Origin of the sequence: Gallalistipes aquisgranensis, from assembly GCF_014982715.1 — a bacterium.
GTDB lineage: Bacteria > Bacteroidota > Bacteroidia > Bacteroidales > Rikenellaceae > Gallalistipes > Gallalistipes aquisgranensis.
In genome coordinates, this window is record NZ_JADCJY010000001.1 from 284,235 (window position 1) to 306,760 (window position 22,526).

Here is a 22,526-nt window from a genome sequence, read left to right on the forward strand (position 1 = left end):
CCTTTGCGTAACGTTATTTTAACATTAATTTAATGTTTTTCTCTGCTACTGGGGGATGAAAATGTAGCTGATCGTTCCCGTCTGTTTGTCCGGGGCGTTGCGGTCGACGTTGAAGCGGGATTCGCGGGCCGCTCCGAGCGCGGCGTCCACCATGCAGCCGTCGGTCGTGGAGACGGCACGGTCCACGGATGCCGCCGTGACGCGGCCGTTGCGGTTGACGGTGATGTTCACCGTCACCTCCCCGCCGCCTTCGCACCGGTAGGCCGGAACCACCAGTTTGACCGACGTGCGTACCGGGTCGACCAGCGAGAAGGAGACCGTCACGCGGCCCTTGATCTTCACGTCCCGGCTCCGGGCCTGTTCCGTTTTCGTCCGGCGGCCGTCGAGGATGGCCCGTTCTTCGCCCAGCCCCCGTTCGTAGGCCTCCCGGTTGGCCCGGATGCGGCGCTGCACCTCTTCCGCCTCGTCGTAGATTTCGCCGGCGTCGGTTCCCCGGTCGTCGCGCAGCCGTTCGTTCAGCGTGTTGTCTCCCGCTTCGGCGTTTTCGTTGGAGATCAGGTTGCGGATGTCGGAAAAGTCGGCTTCGGCCTCCTGCCTCAGCCGCTCCCGGCGCTCCTCGGGCGTTTCGGGCCGGGGCTCTTCTTCCTGGAAGTCGATGTAGATGGCTGTCTGCCGTTCCGGGCTTCCCACGGCGATACGGGCCGATACGAATGCGATGGCGGCCACCAGATAGGCGATCACCGTCACGCAGAGCCCCACGCGGTGGTCGTAGCTCCACGCGCCGATGTCCGTGGGACGCTTCTCGAAGGGAAGCCTCAGCCGCGGCGGCCTGCCGTTGTTCTTCTGATCGGTATCGTTCATCGGAATCGCATAAAATCGAACAAAAGTACGATTCTTTTCAAAAATTTAATACCTTTGTGTGCAAATTATTCAAAATCCACATCATGTCCTGTAAACAAAAAACACTGAAAGCACCCCTTACATTCAAAGGTAAGGGACTCCATACCGGTGTCGACGTGACGATGACCATACAGCCTGCCGAGGCCAATCACGGAATCGTGTTCAAGCGCCTCGACCTGCCGGGGGAACCCACCGTGGAAGCCCTTTCGGAAAACGTGACCGACACCGCCCGCGGAACCACCGTCGAGAAAAAAGGCGTGAAGGTGAGCACCATCGAGCACGTCATGTCCGCCCTGTGGAACAGCGGCGTGGACAACGCGCTGGTCGAGGTGGACGCTCCCGAAGTGCCCATCATGGACGGTTCCGCCCGGGAGTACGCCCGTTCCATCGCCCGGGTCGGGTTGGAGGAGCAGGCGGCCGAGCGCAAATATTACGAAGTGACCGAAAAGGTCGTCTACTCGATTCCCGAGAAGGGCGTGGAGATCGCGATCTATCCCGACGAGGAGTTCAGCGTTTCGGTGCACATCGACTACAATTCCCGGGTGCTGGGCAACCAGTATGCCACGTTCGGCCCCGGCGACGATTTCGCCGAACAGGTGGCTCCCTGCCGCACGTTCGTTTTCCTGCATGAGCTGGAGCCGCTGCTCAAACTGAACCTCATCAAGGGCGGAGACCTGGACAATGCCATCGTGATCGTGGAGGGTGATGTGCCCGATGCCGAGATCAAACGGCTCGAAGGGGTTTTCAACAAGAAGGACATCCGGGTGACGGGCGGATACCTGAACAATCTGGAACTGCGGTTCCGCAACGAGCCCGCCCGCCACAAACTGCTCGACATCCTGGGCGATTTCGCCCTGCTGGGCATGCGGATCAAGGGTAAGGTGATCGCCACCCGTCCCGGTCATTTCGCCAATACGGAGATGGTGAAGATGATCAAGAAGAATATCCGCAAGGAGGGAGTGAAACCCGGCGTGAAATACAATCCGTCGGCCGCTCCGGTGTACGACATCAACCAGATCCGCAGCATGCTGCCCCACCGTCCGCCGTTCCTGCTGGTGGACAAGATCATCGACATCAATTCGGAGAGCGTGGCCGGTATCAAGAACGTCACGATGAACGAGCCTTTCTTCGTGGGGCATTTCCCCGAAGAGCCCGTCATGCCGGGCGTGCTGATCGTCGAGGCTATGGCGCAGTGCGGCGGGATTCTTGCGTTGCACGATATTCCCGACCCGGAGAACTACTCGACCTATTTCATGAAGATCGACGGCGTGAAGTTCAAGCACAAGGTGGTGCCGGGCGATACGCTCCAGTTCGAACTGCGCCTGATGGAGCCCATCCGGCGGGGCATCGTGCTGATGGAAGCGCGCGCGTTCGTCGGCGACAGGCTGGCGACCGAGGCCGTGCTGATGGCCCAGGTGGCCCGTAACAAATAGAAAACGATGATGACGAAAGATTAACCCCCTAACTCTATCTATTATGATCAGCAAGTTGGCTTATATAGACCCGAAAGCCCGTTTGGGCGAGAACGTGACGGTGGAACCGTTCGCGTATATTGCAGGCGATGTCGTGCTGGGCGACGGATGCTGGGTGGGTCCCGGCGCCGTGATTCTCGACGGGGCGCGGCTGGGCAGGAACTGCAAGGTGCATACGGCGGCCGTGGTGGCCGGCGTTCCGCAGGACTTGAAATTCAAAGGGGAATATACGACCGCGGTGATCGGCGACAACACCACCATCCGCGAGTGCGCCACCATCAGCCGCGGAACGGCCGCCAAAGGAACCACGATCGTCGGCAGCAACACGCTGATTATGGCCTACGTGCACGTGGGACACGACTGCGTGGTGGGTAACAACTGCGTGCTGGTGAACCGTGTGTCGCTGGCCGGTGAGGTGGAAGTGGGCGACTGGGCCATCCTGGGCGGCCACGTGGCCGTGCACCAGTTCAGCCGCATCGGCGCCCATGCCATGGTGAGCGGAGGTTCGCTGGTGAGCAAGGACATTCCCCCCTTCGTGAAGGCGGCCCATTTGCCCCTTTCGTTCGTGGGGGCCAATTTCATCGGATTGCGCCGCCGCGGGTTCACTCCCGAGAAGATCAGTGAGATACAGGAGATTTTCCGGCTGATTTTCCAGAGCGGATTCGGTTATTCGAGGGCTTGCGAAATGGTGCTGGAACAGGTGCCTTACAGCGAGGAGCGCGACATGATCATCAATTTCATCCGCGAGTCGAAACGGGGTATCCTCAAGCCCTACAATGCATCCAAGGCGGGCGAAGAGATGGAGTAATCGTAAGAAAAAACAAAATAATCCGCTGCCATAGTGCGTTTTTCGATAAAAAGCATTATATTTGTGCGGTAACAAGAGGGAAGATGGGGGCGGAAGTCCCCATCTTTCGTTAGATAAACGACTCGAAACAAGCAATCGACATGATGGATACAGCTAAAATACGGGCTTTGGCCGAAGAGAGACTCGCGGGCAGCGATCTGTTCGTGGTCGACGTGACCTGTTCGCCCGCCAACGAGGTGGAGGTGCTGGTGGACAGCGACTCGTCGGTGGCGATCGAGGATTGCGTGGAGTTGAGCCGTGCGATCGAGGCGTCGCTCGACCGTGACGTGGAGGATTTCGCCCTTACGGTCTCCTCGGCCGGGATCGGCCAGCCGCTGCGGATGCTCCGCCAGTACCGCAGGCTTATCGGCCGTCCCGTAGAGGTGGTGCTGCTCAGCGGCGTGAAACTGTTGGCCGAACTGAGGGATGCTACCGAAGAGTCCGTCACGTTGGCCTACGAGGAGAAGGTGGCCGTCGAGGGCAAGAAACGCAAACAGTTGGTGGAAACCGTGCGGGAGTATCCCCTGAGCGAGGTGAAGTCTACCCGGGAATATATTGATTTTAAATAAAAAAACAGCGATAAAAACCTTATGGACAATCTGAATCTGATAAGCAACTTTGCGGAGTTCAAGGAGCTTAAGAACATTGACAAGAGCACGATGATCGGCGTGCTGGAGGATGTTTTCCGTCACCTGTTGATCAAGACCTACGAGACGGACGAGAATTTCGACGTCATCATCAACCCCGAGAAGGGCGACCTCGAAATCTGGCGCAACCGTCAGATCGTCGAGGACGGACAGGTGGAGAATCCCAACCAGCAGATTTCGCTTACGGACGCCCGCAAACTCGACCCTACCTACGAAGTGGGCGAGGAGGTGGCCGACGAGATCAAGCTCGATTCGTTCGGGCGCCGCGCCGTGCTGTCGCTCCGTCAGAACCTGGCCTCGCGCATCCTCGATCTGGAGAAGGCCAACCTGTACGACAAGTACAAGGAGAAGGTGGGCGAGATCATCACCGGCGAGGTCTATCAGGTTTGGAAAAAGGAGGTGCTCGTGCTCGACGACGAGGACAACGAACTGATTCTGCCCAAGAGCGAACAGATTCCGAGCGATTTCTTCCGCAAGGGGGATACGATCCGGGCGATCGTCTCGAAGGTGGAGATGCGTAACAATACGCCGGCCATCATCCTGTCGCGCACGGCTCCCGAATTCCTGGAGCGGCTCTTCGAGCTGGAGGTTCCCGAGATTTTCGACGGGCTCATCACGATCAAGAAGATCGTCCGCATTCCGGGCGAGCGCGCCAAGGTGGCCGTGGAGTCGTACGACGAGCGGATCGACCCCGTGGGCGCCTGCGTGGGTATGAAGGGGTCGCGTATCTATTCGGTGGTCAAGGAGCTGCGTAACGAGAACATCGACGTGGTGAACTGGACCGCCAACACGCAGCTGCTGATCCAGCGTGCGCTGAACCCGGCCAAAATCTCTTCGATCCATCTCGACGAGGAGAAGAAGACGGCCGCCGTGTACCTCAAGCCCAGCGAAGTGTCGCTGGCCATCGGCAAGGGCGGCCTCAATATCCGGCTGGCCAGCATGCTGACCGGTTACGACATTGACGTCTACCGCGAGGTGGAGGAAGAGGACGTGGCGCTGGACGAATTCTCGGACGAGATCGACCAGTGGATCATCGACCAGTTGAAAGCCATCGGCTGCGACACGGCCAAGAGCGTGCTGGAGATTCCTGCCGAAGAGCTGGCGCGCCGTACCGATCTGGAGGACGAAACCATCCGCGAGGTGATCGGTATCCTCAAGGCCGAATTCGAATAGCCCCGCTCCGGGCAGGACGGCGGCTTAATTCTTCGTTAATTGCGCCGCATGCCTTGAAATTGGAAAATTTAGGAGTATTTTTGTAAAATGTAACACGACGGGTTTCCGTCACCAAGTAACGCCGAAAAAGGAGAATATATGCCCAGTGAAAGAAGAGTCAGGCTCCATCAGGTCGCAAGGGAGTTTAAAGTAGGACAGACCACGATTATCGAGTTTTTAGAGAAGAAGGGATTCAAGGTGGAGAATTCACCGAGTTCTTTCATCGGGCCCGATGCGTACAGCGTGCTCGAAAAGGAGTTCGGAGGAAACCGCACGGGCGAGACGGTCAATATCCGGGAAAGGATCAACCTCAAACAGGAGACGATCTCTTTGGGCGACAAAAGAGAGGGCGCTTCCAGGGGGGATTCCGATTTCAAGGATGAGGTCGTCATCAAAAGCGGCGTTATCAGTGTGAAGGACGAGGTCGCCTCGCGCAGCCATGCACCCAAGATACTCGGTAAGATCGACCTTTCCGCCGGGAATAAGCCCAAGCCGGCTCCTGCTCCCGCGCCTGCGAAGAGCGCGGCGCCGCAGCCCGAGCCCGTGAAGCCTTCCGCTCCGGCCCCGGCTCCTGCGGTGAAGGAAGAGCCCGTTCCCGCACCCCGGAACGAGGAACCGGTGCCCGCATCCGTTGCGGAGAATGTTTCCGGAAAGAAGGAGACGGCGGAGCCTGCCGTGGAACCTGCAAAAGCGGCCGAAACGCCGCGGGAAGCAGCTGCGGCGCCTGTCGCAGAGAAAAAAGAGCCTGTCGTCGCTGCGGCGTCTGCCGAGCCTGTCCCTGCGCCGAAAGAGCCGGAACCGGCGAAGGTCCCGGAGAAGAGCGCTCCCGTTGCCGAGCCGGTCGTGATCCAGACTAAGACCTACGACGAGCGCCAGGCCGAGAACGACGACAACGTATTCCGCCCGAGCGAAGGCAACCGGCTCTCGGGACCGAAAGTGCTGGGTAAGATCGACGTGCAGGCTTTCGACCGGAAGAAGGGCGGGGACCATCATAAGCGCGAGAAACGCAAGCGGATCACCAAGGATAAGGTGGACGTGACACGTCCGCAGCCGGCGGCTCCCGGAGGCCAGCGCCCGCAGGGCGGGGGTGCCGGGGCGCAGGGCGGCAAACCCGGCTTCAGGGATGGCGCTGGGAAGAAGAACAAGGGCGGCAAGGGGGCTCCGAAGCCCGTATTGCGGCCCGAAGTGAGCGACGAGGACGTACAGAAGCAGATCAAGGATACGCTGGCTCGCCTCACCTCGAAGGGAGGGAAAAGCAAGAGCGCCAAGTACCGCAAGGACAAGCGTGAAGCCGTTTCGGCCCGCCTGAACGAGGAGATGGAGCGTCAGGAGCAGGACAAGACTACGCTGAAGGTGACCGAATTCGTGACCGTCAGCGAACTGGCCACCATGATGGATGTGCCCGTGACGGACGTCATCACTGCCTGCATGAATCTGGGGCTTATGGTGTCGATCAATCAGCGGCTCGATGCCGAGGCGCTGGTGGTCGTGGCCGAAGAGTTCGGATACAAGGTGGAATTCGTTTCCGTGGACATCCAGGAGGCGATCGAGGAGGAGCACGACGATGAGGAAAACCTCGTGCCGCGTCCCCCGGTGGTGGCTGTCATGGGCCATGTGGACCACGGTAAGACCTCGCTGCTGGACAATATCCGGAAGACGAACGTGATCGAGGGTGAAGCGGGCGGTATCACGCAGCACATCGGCGCGTACAGCGTGGAGCTGAACGGACGCAAGATCACCTTCCTCGACACGCCGGGTCACGAGGCCTTCACAGCGATGCGTGCCCGCGGTGCGAAGGTGACGGACGTGGCCATCATCATCGTGGCCGCCGACGACAACGTGATGCCCCAGACCATCGAGGCGATCAACCATGCTACGGCGGCGGGTGTCCCGATGGTGTTCGCCATCAACAAGATCGACAAAGAGGGTGCGAACCCCGACCATATCAAGGAGCAGCTGGCCAATATGAACTACCTGGTCGAGGACTGGGGCGGCAAGTATCAGTCGCAGGAGATTTCGGCCAAGAAGGGCGTCAACCTCGACAAACTGCTCGAAAAGGTGCTTCTGGAGGCCGAATTCCTCGATCTGAAGGCCAATCCCGACCGCCGTGCTTCGGGTACGGTGATCGAATCCACCCTCGACAAGGGGCGCGGCTATGTGGCCACGGTGCTCGTGCAGAACGGAACGCTCCGCGTGGGCGACGTGATGCTCTCGGGCATCCATTCGGGCCGCGTGAAAGCCATGTTCAACGAGCGCGGCAAGAAGGTGAACGAGGCGCCTCCCTCGACACCGGTGCTGGTGCTGGGTCTCAACGGGGCGCCGCAGGCGGGCGACACCTTCAACGTGATGGAGGACGACCGGAGCGCCCGCGAGATCGCCAGCAAGCGTGAACAGTTGCAGCGCATGCAGGGCCTGCGCACCCAGAAACACGTGACGCTGGACGAGATCGGCCGCCGGATCGCCATCGGCAACTTCAAGGAGTTGAACATCATCGTCAAGGGCGACGTGGACGGCTCGATCGAAGCCATGACCGACTCGCTGCTCAAACTCTCGAAGGAGGAGGTGCAGGTGAACGTGATCCACAAGGCCGTAGGCCAGATTTCGGAGTCGGACGTACTGCTGGCCGCCGCTTCCAACGCCATCATCGTCGGGTTCCAGGTGCGGCCGTCGGCCAGCGCCCGCAAGCTCGCCGAGAAGGAGGAGATCGAAATCCGTCTCTACTCGATCATCTACGATGCCATCAACGACATCAAGGATGCCATCGAGGGTATGCTCGCTCCGGAGACCAAGGAGGAGATCGTCTGCTCGGTGGAGGTGATGGAGACCTTCAAGATTTCGAAGGTGGGCACCGTGGCCGGATGTATCGTCCGCGAGGGAAAGATCGCCCGCAACACCCCGATCCGCGTGATCCGCGACGGTATCGTGGTCTACACGGGACGGCTCGGCTCCCTGAAGCGTTTCAAGGACGACGTGAAGGAGGTGACCAGCGGTATGGAGTGCGGTCTCAATATCGAAAGCTACAACGATATCCGTGTGGGAGACATCGTGGAAGGTTACGAAACCGTGGAGGTGAAGAAGAAATAGAACCGGCCCTATGGAGAAGAAAACGGTTGAAGTCGGATTCGTCGATTTTTGGCCGGGATTCGATCCGGCGGACAATTTCATCGTCGCGGCTCTTTCGGAGCGGTACGAGGTGGTGGTGTCGGAGCGGCCGCAGATACTTTTCTTCTCCTGTTTCGGCCAGCGTTTCACGGGATACGATTGCGTGCGGGTGTTCTATACGCCCGAAAATCTGGTGCCGGATTTCAATGTGGCCGACTATGCGATCGGATTCCATTACCTCGATTTCGGACGGCGCTATCTGCGGTATCCCATTTACCATGCCTATGGGTGTGATGGTAAACTGATTGATTATAAGGTATTTAATGGGGGGGGCTGCCGCCCGCAAATTCTGCAGTTTCGTCTACTCCAACGGGGAGTGGGCTTCGCCGCTCCGGAAACAGTTCTTTGATCTTCTCTCTGCCTATAAACGGGTCGATTCGGGCGGCCGCTACATGAACAATGTCGGCGGTCCGGTGGAGGACAAACTCGCCTTCCAGTCGGAGTATAAGTTCTGCATCGCGTTCGAAAACTCGGTCGGGGAGGGATATACGACGGAAAAACTGGTGGAAGCCATGATGAGCGGTTCGATTCCTGTCTATTGGGGCGATCCTTCCGTGGCGGAGGAGTTCAATCCCGGGTCGTTTATCAACGTGTCGGATTTCGGGTCGCTGGAAGAGGTCGTGCAGGAGGTCGTCCGGCTCGACAACGACGACGAAGCCTATCTGGAGATGCTCAACCGGCCGTGGGTACGCCCCTGCGACGGGGCGTACGATGCGGTTCTGTATTCGGGGGAGAGGCTCTCCGCTTTTCTTGGCGACATCGTGGAGCATCCGGTGAAGTATGTCGTTCCTGGTAATCGACATTGTGATAATCACGAGAATATGTATCGGACCTATGCACTGAATCTGGATTTGTTCGATGATACACGCAAATTAGCGGGTTTGCGGCCGATTTATCGTTTATGTGGGCATTATTATCGTTATTTTGGGAGAAAATTATTGCATAAGTTCAACAGGAAGTAGAAATTAGGGCAGGCTTGAGATGTATCGGGCTGGATCTTCATCGGGGCCGGGTGTGAAACTTTTTTGTTCGGTATATGAAAAAAATATGGTTTGTTGCCGTATGGGCGGTGTGTGTTGCCGTCGATGCGTGGGCGGTTCCCGTCCGGGGTGTCGTTTTCCGGGACCGGAACGGAAACGGTATTCGGGACCGGGGTGAAAAGGCGTTGACGCACATTCCCGTTTCCGATGGGGATACGGTCGTGCTGACCGACGGAAAGGGGCGCTTTTCGCTCGATATCGGGCCCGGGACGAGCGTTTTCCCCATTCTTCCCGCCGGATACGCCTTTGCGGAGCGGGGCATTGCGAACGCTTCGTTCCGTTATTTCGGGCCGGGGGAGGAGATCGGGAGGGAGGAACTCTCTTTCGCACTGGTCGAAACTCCCCGGCGTGAGCGGTTCCGGATCGCGGCTGTGGGCGACGTGCAGGTCAAGAACCGGGACGAAGCCAGCTATGCCGACCGCACGGTGCTGACGGAGCTTGCCGGACGCGGAGATATCGACTTTTCCGTCTTCCTGGGGGATCAGGTCAATGACGACTGCGATCTGATGCGCTCGTTTGTCGGCGATCTCGCGGCGCTTCCCCATCCCGTATGGACGGTGGTGGGCAACCATGACCGGGATATGGATTCGGTCCGGCTGGACCGGGTCTACTGTTCCCTGCTGGGGGCGGGTACCTATGCCTTCGATTACGGGAAGGTCCATTTCATCGTGCTCAACAACGTTTTCACCGAAGGGCGGAAGGGCTATTCGGGCCGGGTGACGGAGCGCCAGCTGCGTTTTGTCCGCAACCGCCTGCGGCTGGTGCCGGAGAAGGACCTGGTCGTCCTGTGTCAGCATATTCCGCTGGCCTATACCAGGAACAGAGATGAGGTGGAGCAGGCGCTCGGGGGACGCAGGGTGCTCGTGCTCTCCGGACACACCCACACCGTCGGCCGTCATTGCCTGTCGGAGAAGATACACGAACTGGTCGCCGGAGCCTCCTGCGGAACCTGGTGGGTGGGCGAACGGGACCAGAATGCCATCCCCCTGGCGATGCAGCAGTGCGGTTCGCCGCGCAACTATTTCGTGGTGGATTTCGACGGTGCGGACTACGCCTTCCGTTACAAGGGGATCGGATTGGATGCGGACAGGCAGATGGAGGTGTGGATCGGCGGGGAGGAGCGGATCGACGGCGAGATACCGAAACTGGCGGCGATTCCGGCCGGAACCGTGGTTGCCAATGTGTTCGGCGGATGCGATTCCACCCGGGTGATGATGCGGGTGGACGACGGGGAGTGGATCGAGATGGAGCGCACTCCGATGACCGCGCCGAATGTGAGCCGGGTGGCCTACTGGAACCGTCACGGAGGATACCCCACGAAATTCAGCCGCCGGATGCCGCTGCGTCAGTCGGAATCGCCCCATATCTGGGTGGCTGAGTTGCCCGTACAGGCGATGACGGGAACCCACCGGCTCACTTTTACGGCCCGTGATCCCTATGGGTTCGACGTGAGCGGAGTCCGGGTGTTCACCCTCTCCCGCTGACGAAGGTTGCGGACCGGAGAATGCCGGAAAGGATGGCAGCGCCCTTGCCGCGGTGTACCGCGGCAGGGGCGCTGTCGTTCGGCACTCGTGGATTCCGCAGGAGGGAGAAAAACGGGGAAATCCCGCCGGAGATTGTCAGGGGTTCGTTTCGCCGGGAGTTTTTCGGCACACTTCCAGTTCCGTGCCTCCGATGGCGGCGGCCGTGCGGGAGAAGGTGCTGTACCATGTGGCGATGATGTAGCGGCAGCGGGAGAGCGTGTAGAGTTCCACCACAGCCTGTTTCATGCCTTCCGTGTCGTTCCGGCTGAGGCGGCCCCGGGGCGTCGTGAGCCGGCTGCCGAACAGGGACGAGAACTTCTCCTTGACCGAGGGGCTGTCCGTAGCCAGATAGAACCGGACGTCCGGATCGCGGGCGATCTCCTGCCGCATCCGTTCCACGAACAGTTCGTCGGGGCTCTCGCGGATCGCCACTTCGTTGTCCGTGCGGCGGATGTGGATGCCTACCGCATGGGCCGGGTCGCCCACTTTTCGGCACTCCTCCGCAATGCGGCGCTCCAGTTCGGAAACGGGTTCCCACCGGGAAAAGTCGGAACGGTCGATGCCGTACCAGCCTCCGGAATAGAAGATCCACCGGGTGCGGGCCGCCGCTTTCCATACTTCCGCCTCTCCGGTCGTGCCGAAAGCCTGTTTGCACAGTTCTTCGGCTGTACGGTACTCCGGATTTTCGGCCAGCACGAAAGGCCGTCCGAAGGCTGCGGCGAATTTCGCCAGCCACTTTGCGGCGGGTCGCAGGGGACCGACCCGGCATCCGGCCAGCCAGAGCATGCGCCACGGATTCAGCCGTCCGGCGATCCGGAACGTAACCGGGACGGAGACTTTTTCCGTGAGGGATTCGATCCGGAACAGCTCCTGCGGCCGGCAGCGTATCTGCCAGTTTACGCGCCAATAGATCACCACCGGCGTGCGGAGGCTTTCGCCCAGCGCGATGGCCGATTCGATGCTGCGCATGCGGTTGCAGAGGCCGCCGTCGGGGATGGAGAGGATCGGCATGGGGTTCCGGTCAGAGTTCGCTGATGCGGGCCACGGGAGAGACGTCCATCGGGGCGAATTCGCCCTTCAGATAGCGGTGCATTCCCGTCATGGCGATCATGGCGGCGTTGTCGGTGGTGAATTTGAATTCGGGCAGGAAGGTGCGCCACCGGCGCTTCTTTCCCTCGCGTACGATCGCTTCGCGCAGTCCCGAGTTGGCCGATACGCCGCCCGCGATGGCGATGTCGGTGATGTCGAAGGCCCGGGCCGCCTTGACCAGCTTGTTCAGCAGGATTTCGATGATCGTGTACTGGAGCGAGGCGCACAGGTCTGCCTTGTTCTCCTCGATGAAGGCCGGGTCTTCGGCCATCCGGTCGCGCAGGAAGTAGAGGAACGAGGTTTTCAGCCCGCTGAAACTGTAATCGTATCCGTCCACGGAAGGACGGGCGAAATGGAAACGTTTGGGGTCGCCCTCCTTTGCGAGCCTGTCGATCACCGGACCGCCGGGATAGGGCAGGCCCATGACCTTGGCACATTTGTCGAAGGCTTCGCCCGCCGCGTCGTCGATCGTGGTGCCGATGATCTCCATGTCGAGGTAGTCGCGCACGAGCACGATCTGCGTGTGGCCGCCCGAAACCAGCAGGCAGAGGAACGGGAACGAGGGATGGGGCAGCTGCCGGTCGGGCAGGTCGATGAAGTGGGAGAGGATGTGGCCCTGGAGGTGGTTCACCTCCACCATCGGGATGTTTTTGGCAAGGGCCAGCCCCTTCGTGAAAGAGACGCCTACCAGAAGCGACCCCAGCAGGCCGGGACCCCGTGTGAAGGCGATGGCGTCGATGTCGTCCAGCGTGAGGGAGGCTCCCTTGAGGGCGGCGTCCACCACGGGAATGATGTTCTGCTGGTGGGCGCGCGAAGCCAGCTCGGGAATCACGCCGCCGTAACGGATGTGCACTTCCTGGCTGGCGATCACGTTCGACAGGAGCACGTTTCCCCGCAACACCGCCGCCGACGTGTCGTCGCACGAAGACTCGATTCCCAGTATCGTTATATCCATTTATATCGGGCTTAAATGACGTTTTTTTGACTAAAATTTAATAGATTTGTACGCTTGTTCCGGCACGGGGCACGAATCCATGGGCAAAGTTATAAAAATATTGCTTTCTTTGTTATCTGCGGCGATTTTAACCGCGATCATCGTTCCCGTGGCCGTCTCGCTGCTGCTGTGTCTTCCCTCCGTGCAGAACTTCGCGGCCAGGGAGGCGGCCGGGTGGCTGGGCCGGAAGCTGGAGATCCCCGTCGCGGTGGAGCAGGTGCATCTGCGCCTTTTCAACCGGGTGACGCTCGAGGGGCTCTACGTGGAGGATTATCATGGCGATACGCTGCTTTACGTTCCGCGGCTTACGGTTGCGCTGAACCGGCTGGAGCTCTCCTCGGACCGGGTGGCATTGGGAGGAGTGTCGCTCGAGGGGCCCCGCTTCTATCTGATGCAGGACAGCACGATGACCTCCAATCTGAGGCAGGTCCTCTCCCGTCTGAAGCGGAAGAAGCCGAAGCGGGAGAAGAAGCCCTTTTCGCTCACGGCTTCCTCGGTGGAGATCAGCGACATGACGTTCCGGCACCGGAAGTTCGTGCGCAAGGGGCGGGACGGGGTCGATTTCACCGACCTGGCGGTCGATCATTTTTATCTGAAAACGCGCGGACTTTCGGTCGTGGGAGACAGCGTGACGCTGGCGATCCGGCAGATCGCCCTGCGGGATAAAAGCGGTTTTCAGATCGACGATTTTTCCGCGCAGCGTTTCTCGATTTCGGGTTCCGGCATGTACTTCGACGGGCTGGAGATCAGCCTGCCCGATTCCCATGTGGAGATGAAATACCTTCGGTTCCTGACCGGGACCTGGAAAGGGTACAACGACTTTCTGCGGCGGGTGAAGATCGAGGCGGAACTGAACGACTCGCGCGTGAGTTTCCGTTCGATCGCCTATTTCGCCCCTTCGCTGCGGAGCTGGCAGACGGTGCTGGACGGGGTGACGGGTACGGTGTCGGGGCCTGTGGCCGACATGCAGGGCCGTATCGCACGTGCCCGGACCCGCGATACGGAGATCGGCGTGAGGTTCTCCATGCGGGGCGTGCCCGATATCCGGAATACGCATTTCACCTTCGACGTGTTCCGGCTGCGGACTTCGGCCGAAGACGTGCGGTTCATCGCGGAAGACATAACGGGCCGGACCTTCTCGCCCGGGCTCGAAAAGAGTCTGTACCGGCTGGGAAATATCCATTTCAGGGGGCGGTTCGACGGTCTGCTGAGCCGTTTCCGGGCCGACGGACGATTCCGCACCGTGTTGGGCGAAGCGGCCGTCGATTTCGCGGTCACCCCCGCCGCCGACGGACAGAAGGCTTTCCGGGGCGACATGCGGGTCAACCGGTTCGATGTGGGAACGCTCTCCGGCAGCAGAAAACTGGGACGGGCCACGGTGCAGGCCCGGCTGGACGGGACCTTCGGGCGGGACGAACTCACGGTGAAGACCGATGCCGGGCTCTCCCTGCTGGAATTCAACGACTACGCCTACGGAGGGATCGTGCTGGACGGAACGGTGCGCAACCGTATGTTCCGGGGGCTGATCCGTTCGGACGATCCCAATCTGCAGTTCGATTTCGACGGTCTGCTCGATTTCAACGATACGGTTCCCCGGTATGATTTCGACCTGCGGATGCACATGGCCGACCTGCATGCGCTGAACTTCAACCGCAGGGATTCGATCTCGGTGGTGCAGGGACGCCTGACGGCCCACGCCGGAGGGTCTTCGCTGGACGACGTGAACGGCGAGGCGGTGATCCGTGACCTGCTCTACGTCAATCCGGTCGATTCGGTGCGTACGGGAGAGATACGGCTGGTGGGGGAGAACGGGCCCGACAGCAAATCGCTGGCATGGTACTCTCCCTTTGCCGACGTGACGTTCCGGGGGCGGTCGAGTTACGACCGCATGTTCGGTTATTTCACCAATACGCTGCGCTACTATCTGCCGACCCTGTCGGCCGGGAAGCGGCGCACGGACCTTTTTCCCGACCGGGACGGCGCTACGAACGTGGACGATTATTACGTGGTGAAGCTGGACGTGAAGCAGGCCAATAACGTGGCGGGTATCTTCCTGCCCGGCCTCCAGCTGGCCGAGGGGACGAAACTTTCGTTCCTGTTCAATCCGCAGGCCGAGCAGTTCTCCCTGTCGCTGAATTCCGACTATATCGAACGGGGCGACTTCTTCGTCTCCGGTCTCAGCGTGAACAGCCGCAACCAGGGCGACTCGATCTCGCTCTACGTGGGAGCGGAAGACCTCTTTGCCGGCGGGTTCTACATGCCCGATTTCTCCGTGATCGGCGGTGCCAAGCAGAACCGGGTCAATCTGGGCGCCCGTTTTTCCGATCCCGAACAGGGAACCTCCGCCCTGCTGGGGGTCGTGTCGGCACTGGAACGCGACAGCCTGTCGGGCCGGCCCCGCGTGCGTATCCGGTTCACTCCCTCGAGCTTTACCACCGGGGGACGGACCTGGCGGATCGGGGCCCGCAGTATCGTCTACGATGCGGATCGGGTGGCGATCCGCCGTTTCCGCATCACGAGCCAGGGACAGGAGCTGGGCGTGGACGGTGTGGCCTCCCGCGACCGGGAGGATACGCTTCATCTGAATCTTTCCAATTTCGACCTGACACCCTTTTCGCAGCTCTCCGAACGGATGGGTTACCATGTCCGGGGCATCACCAACGGGCATGCCGACATGGTGTCCGTACTGGGAGAGGGACTGATGTATGCCTACGTGAATTTCGACAGCGTGCGCGTCAACGACGTGGCGGTCCCGCCTGCAGTTTTCGAAAGCCGTTGGGATTTCCATGCCGAGCGGGCCAAGTTCACCCTGATGCGGCGGCAGAGCTCCGATACGCTCATGGTGGGGTATTACCGGCCGACCGACCGGCGCTACCGGGCCGACTTCGACCTGAAGGGGCTCGACCTTTCGCTGCTCGATCCGCTGCTCTCGGGTGTGGTGCGCGACACGCGGGGAAGCGCCGATGCCGCGCTGATGGTGACCGGCGTGCGGAGAAACGTGTCGCTGAACGGAACGATCCGGATTCCGGAACTCTCCACTACGGTGGACTTCACGAATGTACCCTACCGTCTCCGCGACGGGGAGATCGTCGTGAAGGACAATGTGTTCACACTGACTCCCGCCTGGCTGACCGATCCGGGGGGGAACCGGGCCTCCATGGAGATGAGCCTCGACATGAACCATCTGGCGAACCTTTCCTACGATCTGAAGGTGCAGCCCGAGAACATGCTCGTGCTCAACACCACTTCCCGGGAGAACGAACTGTTCAACGGCACGGTGTACGCCTCCGGAGGCGCACGTATCCGCGGCGACAAGCGGGGCACGAACATGACCATCGCCGCGACGACCAGCGACAACTCCTCCTTCTTCATGTCGCTGGACGGTACGTCGAACATTTCGCAGGCCGATTTCGTGGTGTTCGAAAACCCGAACCGGGTGCGGTCCGACAGTCTCAGCGCCGTGGAACTCAGGAAACTCAGGTTCAAACGCGAGCGGCGCCGCCGGAATCCGTTCCGCAGCAGCCTCGATATAGACATGTCGCTGAACGTGCGTCCCAACACCGATTTCCGTCTGGTGATCGATCCCGAAATGGGCAACGGCATCCGGGCGCGGGGCAACGGGGCGCTCAACCTGCACGTCAATCCCACCAAGGACGAGTTCACGATGTTGGGCGACTACGAAATTACGGAGGGGAGCTATAACTTCGTGTTGCAGAACATTATCAACAAGACCTTTACCATCCAGCCCGGCAGCGCCATCCGGTGGACGGGCGATCCGGCCGACGCCCTCCTCGACATCACGGCCGCCTACAAACTCAAGGCCTCGCTGGCCCCGCTGCTGAGCAGCGACGATGAGAATTTCCGCCGCAGCGTGCCCGTGGAGTGCGACATCAAACTGGCCGAACGGCTTCGGCAGCCGGCCATCACATTCGACGTGCGGGTGCAGAACGTCGATCCCGAGACGCAGAATCTGGTGGCCAATGCGCTCAACACGCAGGAGATGATGGCGACCCAGTTTTTCTGGCTGCTGGCCGTCAACAGTTTCTATTCGGACAATACGGGCAGTAACCAGAGCCTCAATATCGGCGCGATGGGCGGCAGCGCCACTGGGTTCGAGTTCCTGTCGAGCCAGCTGAGCAACTGGATCTCCTCCGACCGTTACAACATCGGTATCCGCTACCGTCCCAAGAGCGACCTCACTTCGGACGAGCTGGAGCTGGGGCTTTCGACGGGGCTGTTCGACAACCGCCTGCTGCTGGAAATGGAGGGAAACTATGATTTCGGCAACAATGCCGCCATGACCAACCGGCAGGGGACGAGCAACCTGACGGGCGACTTCTACCTCACGTGGCTGATCGACCGGGCCGGAAACCTGCGGACGAAGGCCTTCACGCGGACGATCGACCGTTTCGACGAGAACCAGGGTTTGCAGGAGAGCGGCATCGGTATCTACTACAAGGAGGACTTCAACAGCTTCAAAGATATTCTGAGAAATATACGCGAACGGTTCCGTCGTAAGAAAAACAAAGAAAAATTCGTAACTTCGCCCGGTGAAACATCCGAAAGCGAGAAACAAGAGCATAAAACCGAATAAAACCAGACACGTATGAGCATCTTATTACAGGCAACGGAGGCGGCTGCGGCCGTCGCCGAGGAGGGCGCCCGGACCACGATGGGACTGGGTCAGTTGATCGTGGCCGGAGGCTGGCTGATGATTCCGCTGGCCCTGCTGGCGGGAGCCACCGTCTTCATCTTCGTGGAGCGCTTCCTGGCGATCCGCAAGGCTTCGGAGATCGACATGAACTTCATGAACCGCATCCGCGACTATATCTACGAGGGCAAGGTGGCCGCCGCAGTGGACCTGTGCAAGTCGACCGACACGCCGATCGCCCGCATGGTGGCCAAGGGAATCGAGCGGATCGGGCGTCCGATGTCCGACGTGCAGAATTCGATCGAGAATGTGGCCAACCTCGAGGTATCGCGCCTGGAGAACGGGCTGCCTTTCCTGGCCACGATCGCCGGCGGTGCGCCGATGATCGGTTTCCTGGGTACGGTGGTCGGCATGGTGCAGGCTTTCATGAATCTTTCGCAGGCGGGCGGCACGGTCGATATGAGTTTGCTTTCGGCCGGTATGTACGTGGCGATGGTGACCACGGTGGCCGGTCTGGTGGTGGGTATTCCCGCCTATTTCGGCTACAACTATCTGGTGGCCCGCATCGAGAAGCTGGTGTTTCAGATGGAGGCCAATTCGATCGCCTTCATGGATATTCTCAACCAACCCGTAGACCGGTAGCGCCATGGCAATCAAACGAGGATCGAAAGTCGATAAATCGTTCAGCGCGGCTTCGATGACCGACCTGATGTTCCTGCTGCTGATGTTCATGCTCATCGCCACCACGCTCATCAATCCCAATGCGCTGAAGCTGTTGCTCCCCAAGAGTTCCAACCAGCTCAAGGAGAAGCCCTATACCACCGTCTCGATCACCGCCGACCTGCACTACTACGTGGAGACGGAGCCTGTGTCGTACGACAATCTGGAGAGTGCCCTGCGGAGTAAGATGGCGGGTGCGGAAGACCCTACGGTGTCGCTCCACTGCGACAAGAGCGTGCCGGTGGACGAGGTGGTGAAGGTGATGAACATCGCCAAGGACAACGGATACAAACTGATTCTGGCCACGAGCCCCAAATAGGAATCCCATGTACTATTACAGCACGGACGACCGCAAACGCAAATGGATCGGCGCTGCCGCGACGGCCGCCTACCTTGTCTTGTGGGTGGTGCTGATGGTGTGCGTCAAATTCAGTTTCGAGCCGCCCGAAACCGAGGGGGAGGGTATTCTGATCAATTTCGGAACGACCGAAGAGGCCGCCGGAGAGCAGGACCCCGCCCTGCAGGAGCAGATCGCGCAGGTTCCCGAGTCTCCGCAGAGCCCGGCTTCGCAGGAGGAAGTGACCACGCAGGAACACGAGGAGGCTCCCGCGGTCGAGACCCGGAAGCCGAAACCGACGGAGAAACCGGCCGAAAAACCGGTGGAGAAACCCCGCGAGGTCAACAAGAGGGCTCTGTTTCCCGGGAAGACGGCGGGAAGCACCTCTTCTTCCGAAGGAGAGAGCCGGGGAAAAGGCAATCAGGGCAATCCGGCAGGAGAACCTTTGGGCAGCCATGCGGGTACCGGAATGGGCGATTCGGGTGTGTCGTTCGACCTGCGGGGCCGGAATCCGGTAGGGGAGGTGAGGCCCAATTACAACGGCAACGACCGGGGCCGTCATGTGGTGAAGGTGCGTATCACGGTCAACCCTTCGGGCAGTGTGGTGAGTGCCGTGCACCAGGCCCAGGGATCGACCACCAACAGCAGGGCTTTCGTGGACGAGGCCCTGCGTGCGGCACGCAAGCAGCGTTTCACCCCTTCGGAGGGCGACAATCTCCAGACGGGGGTTATCACCTATGTTTTCAATGTGATGTGATTTCCGGAGCCGGATGCGCCGGCTTCGGCACGATAATTTCTGGATGAAAGGGATGAGAAGAGTCGTTTTGTTGCTGGCCCTCTCGCTGGCGGCGGTTGCGCTCCGGGCCCAGGAGGCTCCGGCCGAAGGACCCAGGCTCGTGTTCGACCGGGAAACGCACGATTTCGGCCGCATACCGGGCAGAGGCGGAAAAGTGTCCTGCGAGTTTCCGTTCACCAACCGGGGGACGGCTCCGCTGGTGATTACCCGTATCGTGACCTCCTGCACCTGCACCAAGGGGAGTTTCCCGAAGAGGCCGGTGGCCCCGGGAGGGACCGGGACGGTGACGATCACTTATGACCCAGCCCAACAGCAGGGGGTCTTTTTCAAGGCGATCCAGGTGTACAGCAACGACGGACGGAAACGCGTGATCGTGACGGTCAAGGGAGAAGTGTACTGACACGTGCCGGTTCCGGAACGATGGCTTTTCCGGGATTTTGATTATCTTGTCCTCCGAAAAAAACAGAAGTTATGAATATTCTGATTAACGATACGCTGGTGCTTCCGATGACCGCTTCCGGCGGCGAGGCACCTGTTTTCCGCGGCCATGTCGGTATTTCGGGCGACCGGATCGTGATGGTCGGCCGTGACGGTGAGGATGCGGAGCGTTTCCGCCGGGAACATGCCGGGGCGCTGCGCGAGATCGACGGCAGGGGAAAGCTGGTTATGCCGGGTTTCGTCAATACCCATAACCATGTCGCGATGACGCTCATGCGCGGCTATGCGGACGATATGCCGCTGATGCCGTGGCTCACCGAAAAGATATGGCCTTTCGAGGAGAAGGAACGGCCCGACGACGTCCGGTTGGGCGCCGAGGTGGGAATCGCCGAAATGCTGCTCGGAGGAACCACGACCTTCGTGGACATGTACTGGATGCAGGCTTCCGTGGCCGAGGCGGTCTGCCATTCGGGTATCCGGGCCGTGTTGTCACCCTGTTTCGTGGATGCCCGGTTCGGGGAGTTCGAACGCGATCTGGAGACCGTCATGGAGCGTTATGCCGGGGCCTGCGAAGGACGTATCGGCGTTATGATCGCTCCGCACGCTCCCTATACCTGTTCGCCGGAGCATCTGCGCCGGGCACTCGAACTGAGCCGGCATTACGGTATAGGGATCAATATTCATGTGGCGGAAACGGCGGCCGAGATCGAAACGATTGCCGGGAAATACGGGAAGAGCCCTGTGGCCTACCTGCGCGACCTGGGCGTCTTCGAGCGTCCCACCCTTGCGGTCCATGCCGTGCACCTGACCGACGGGGATATCGCCGTGCTGAAGGAATACGGCGTGTCGGTGGCCCATAATCCGCAGAGCAATATGAAGATTTCCAGTGGAATATCTCCCGTGGCGCGCCTGTTGAGCGAAGGCATCAACGTGGGGATCGGCACCGACGGTCCCTCCTCGAACAACGACCTGGACATGTGGGAGGAGATGCGCAGCGCATCGTTCCTGCAGAAAGTGGCGACGGGCGACCCGTGCGTGTTGCCGGCTTACGAAGTGCTGAAAATGGCCACGGTGAACGGAGCCCGGGCGATCGGCATGGAGGGAAAGGTGGGGCAGATCGCCGAGGGGCTGCTGGCCGACGTGGTCCTGATCGACATCTGCAAACCCCACCTCTGTCCGCAGCATGACGTGGTGGCCAATCTGGTCTATTGCGGCAAGAGTTCGGACGTGGATACGGTAATCGTGAACGGGAAGGTGGTGGTGGAGGGAGGCCGTCTGCTCACGCTCGACGCAGGGGCTTTGTGCGGCGAAGTGCAGGAACGGGCGGAGGAGATGCTCCGCCGCAGCTGACCTTTCGGAAAGAGAGACTCACTTTTAATCCGATAAGACGATGAAAAAAACGGTTCGGTTTTTGGCCGTAGCGGCTATCGCCGCAGCGGTGGCGGCGTGTTTCGGGGAGGCGCAGACTCCGGCTCCTTTTGTGGAGGGGGTGGTGCTGGATGCTTCGATGAACGGGGTGACGATCGTGACAGGTACGGGCGATACACTCGACCTGAGTACGATGGGCGTGAGCCGGGAGAGGTATCCCGGCGTGCTGATCGGCGATTCGGTGAAAGTGAAATACAGCGATGCCGATCGGGACGGAGCACGTGTTGCTACGGTCGATTCGCTGGTGGTCACCGTCCATTCCCCCTATTATTACATTCAGGGGGCCTGGGTGATGCCCGATCCCGTAAAACGGGGAGCCGAACAGGGATTCCGTCTCGAACCCGGCGGAGCGGAGTCGATCGGCATGGCTACGCTGCTGGTGGAGGACTGGGAGCTTCTCGTGTCCCGCAACGAACTGGTGCTCCGTGTGAAGAGTGTCGGAAACGGGAATGTGTCGGTGGGATACGATACGCTCCGGGTCGAAAAACTGAATGCCGATTCGCTGGTGCTTTCGAAGGACGGAACCGTGCTTTGGAGGCTGTCCCGCCGGAAATAGGGGCGGCTGGGACGGACGCCCCGTTTGAGGCGCTCGGTGCGGAGATCGGTTTGTCCGGCTATCGTTTGCCGAGGGTGTATTCGTCCAGCAACCGGATTCCTTTTTGGGTCGAAATACCCCGGAAAAAATAGGTCACAATGTATTTGAAGGCTTCGGACGGGGTGATATTGCTCTGCGAGTAACGCTCCGGCCGGGTAATCAGGCCGTACACCGAATCGGTGAAAATCATGATGGCCAGCTCCACGTTGATGTCCGGCAGGAAGAACCCGTCGCGGATGCCGTCGCGGATGCCGTCGCGGATCTTGTTTTTGAACATATTGAGCCGGTATTCCCCTTTCTCCTTGTCCTGCGTAGCCTCTTCGTAGATGCGGGGATAGAATTTCTTGATTCCCTCCATCAGTTTCATGTTGCCGTCCATGATGCTGTCCCAGTCGTCGAGCAGGTAGATGAACTCCTCGATGACGTTGCGGGCCTTCATCGTGCGTTGTTTCATCAGTTGGTCGATGCTTTCGAAGTGGTAGGCCAGGCATTGGCCGATCAGATTTTCCTTGTCGCCGAACAGTTCGTAGAGGGTGCGTTTGGAGATTCCCATGTGCGATGCGATGTCGTCCATGCGGATGGCCCTTACGCCCTGCTGTATGAACATCCGCGTCGTCTCTGCGATGATGTGTTGTTTGTCGAGCATGATGGTTCCGTTGCGTTAAGCGTTGCAAA

Annotated in this window: 19 protein-coding genes; 15 read left to right on the plus strand and 4 right to left on the minus strand. The window is 60.0% G+C overall.

Features of this window, described 5'->3' with window-relative positions; genetic code table 11:
• Window positions 1–45 precede the first annotated feature (45 nt).
• On the minus strand, window positions 46–861 hold the full coding sequence (locus INF32_RS01005) for an energy transducer TonB family protein (RefSeq protein ID WP_226386555.1): 816 nt from the start codon (window positions 859–861) through the stop codon (window positions 46–48).
• A gap of 83 nt (window positions 862–944) precedes the next feature.
• On the opposite strand from INF32_RS01005, the gene INF32_RS01010 reads away from it, so the two are divergent.
• The 8 genes from INF32_RS01010 to INF32_RS01045 all read left to right on the plus strand — a co-directional run bounded on the left by INF32_RS01010 (window position 945) and on the right by INF32_RS01045 (window position 10,764).
• The gene (locus INF32_RS01010) at window positions 945–2,333 is read left to right on the plus strand and encodes a bifunctional UDP-3-O-[3-hydroxymyristoyl] N-acetylglucosamine deacetylase/3-hydroxyacyl-ACP dehydratase (RefSeq protein ID WP_226386556.1); all 1,389 of its coding nucleotides are present in this window, start codon (window positions 945–947) and stop codon (window positions 2,331–2,333) included.
• Between the two features lie 43 nt (window positions 2,334–2,376).
• The gene (gene lpxA, locus INF32_RS01015) at window positions 2,377–3,180 is read left to right on the plus strand and encodes an acyl-ACP--UDP-N-acetylglucosamine O-acyltransferase (RefSeq protein ID WP_226386557.1); all 804 of its coding nucleotides are present in this window, start codon (window positions 2,377–2,379) and stop codon (window positions 3,178–3,180) included.
• A 140-nt stretch (window positions 3,181–3,320) separates the two neighbouring features.
• Window positions 3,321–3,788, plus strand: a complete 468-nt coding sequence (gene rimP / locus INF32_RS01020; protein ID WP_226386558.1) for a ribosome assembly cofactor RimP — start codon at window positions 3,321–3,323, stop codon at window positions 3,786–3,788.
• 21 nt (window positions 3,789–3,809) lie between these two features.
• Window positions 3,810–5,039, plus strand: a complete 1,230-nt coding sequence (gene nusA / locus INF32_RS01025; RefSeq protein WP_226386559.1) for a transcription termination factor NusA — start codon at window positions 3,810–3,812, stop codon at window positions 5,037–5,039.
• A 138-nt stretch (window positions 5,040–5,177) separates the two neighbouring features.
• Window positions 5,178–8,162 carry a translation initiation factor IF-2 gene (gene infB / locus INF32_RS01030; RefSeq protein ID WP_226386560.1) on the plus strand — a complete coding sequence of 995 codons (2,985 nt, stop codon included), beginning with the start codon at window positions 5,178–5,180 and terminating at the stop codon, window positions 8,160–8,162.
• A gap of 10 nt (window positions 8,163–8,172) precedes the next feature.
• Window positions 8,173–8,589 (plus strand): hypothetical protein, encoded by a 417-nt coding sequence (locus tag INF32_RS01035; protein WP_226386561.1) that lies wholly within the window; start codon window positions 8,173–8,175, stop codon window positions 8,587–8,589.
• Entirely contained in the window at window positions 8,504–9,202 is a 699-nt protein-coding gene (locus INF32_RS01040) for a glycosyltransferase family 10 domain-containing protein (protein WP_226386562.1), read from the plus strand. Before INF32_RS01035 ends, INF32_RS01040 begins: the two co-directional genes overlap by 86 nt.
• A gap of 74 nt (window positions 9,203–9,276) precedes the next feature.
• Complete coding sequence (locus INF32_RS01045) at window positions 9,277–10,764, plus strand: calcineurin-like phosphoesterase C-terminal domain-containing protein (protein ID WP_226386563.1); 1,488 nt, start codon at window positions 9,277–9,279, stop codon at window positions 10,762–10,764.
• 135 nt (window positions 10,765–10,899) lie between these two features.
• Here the strand turns inward: INF32_RS01045 and INF32_RS01050 are convergent, their stop codons facing one another.
• Window positions 10,900–11,814, minus strand: coding sequence for an O-fucosyltransferase family protein (locus INF32_RS01050; protein WP_226386564.1), 915 nt, complete (start codon window positions 11,812–11,814; stop codon window positions 10,900–10,902).
• Window positions 11,815–11,824: 10 nt separating this feature from the next.
• On the minus strand, window positions 11,825–12,847 hold the full coding sequence (tsaD, locus tag INF32_RS01055; protein WP_226386565.1) for a tRNA (adenosine(37)-N6)-threonylcarbamoyltransferase complex transferase subunit TsaD: 1,023 nt from the start codon (window positions 12,845–12,847) through the stop codon (window positions 11,825–11,827).
• 109 nt (window positions 12,848–12,956) lie between these two features.
• Here tsaD and INF32_RS01060 point away from each other — a divergent pair, with 109 nt between their 5' ends.
• From INF32_RS01060 to INF32_RS01090, 7 genes are all read left to right on the plus strand, one after another.
• On the plus strand, window positions 12,957–17,480 hold the full coding sequence (locus INF32_RS01060; RefSeq protein ID WP_226386566.1) for a translocation/assembly module TamB domain-containing protein: 4,524 nt from the start codon (window positions 12,957–12,959) through the stop codon (window positions 17,478–17,480).
• A 12-nt stretch (window positions 17,481–17,492) separates the two neighbouring features.
• Complete coding sequence (locus tag INF32_RS01065; RefSeq protein ID WP_226386567.1) at window positions 17,493–18,179, plus strand: MotA/TolQ/ExbB proton channel family protein; 687 nt, start codon at window positions 17,493–17,495, stop codon at window positions 18,177–18,179.
• A gap of 4 nt (window positions 18,180–18,183) precedes the next feature.
• Complete coding sequence (locus INF32_RS01070) at window positions 18,184–18,576, plus strand: ExbD/TolR family protein (RefSeq protein WP_226386568.1); 393 nt, start codon at window positions 18,184–18,186, stop codon at window positions 18,574–18,576.
• A 7-nt stretch (window positions 18,577–18,583) separates the two neighbouring features.
• Window positions 18,584–19,351, plus strand: a complete 768-nt coding sequence (locus INF32_RS01075) for a TonB family protein (protein WP_226386569.1) — start codon at window positions 18,584–18,586, stop codon at window positions 19,349–19,351.
• 52 nt (window positions 19,352–19,403) lie between these two features.
• Window positions 19,404–19,790 (plus strand): DUF1573 domain-containing protein, encoded by a 387-nt coding sequence (locus tag INF32_RS01080; protein ID WP_226386570.1) that lies wholly within the window; start codon window positions 19,404–19,406, stop codon window positions 19,788–19,790.
• 71 nt (window positions 19,791–19,861) lie between these two features.
• The gene (locus INF32_RS01085) at window positions 19,862–21,178 is read left to right on the plus strand and encodes an amidohydrolase (RefSeq protein ID WP_226386571.1); all 1,317 of its coding nucleotides are present in this window, start codon (window positions 19,862–19,864) and stop codon (window positions 21,176–21,178) included.
• Between the two features lie 40 nt (window positions 21,179–21,218).
• Window positions 21,219–21,812, plus strand: a complete 594-nt coding sequence (locus INF32_RS01090; RefSeq protein ID WP_226386572.1) for a lipocalin-like domain-containing protein — start codon at window positions 21,219–21,221, stop codon at window positions 21,810–21,812.
• 58 nt (window positions 21,813–21,870) lie between these two features.
• Here the strand turns inward: INF32_RS01090 and INF32_RS01095 are convergent, their stop codons facing one another.
• Window positions 21,871–22,497: a TetR/AcrR family transcriptional regulator gene (locus INF32_RS01095; protein WP_226386573.1), complete on the minus strand. Its 627-nt coding sequence runs from the start codon at window positions 22,495–22,497 to the stop codon at window positions 21,871–21,873.
• Between the last annotated feature and the right edge of the window lie 29 nt (window positions 22,498–22,526).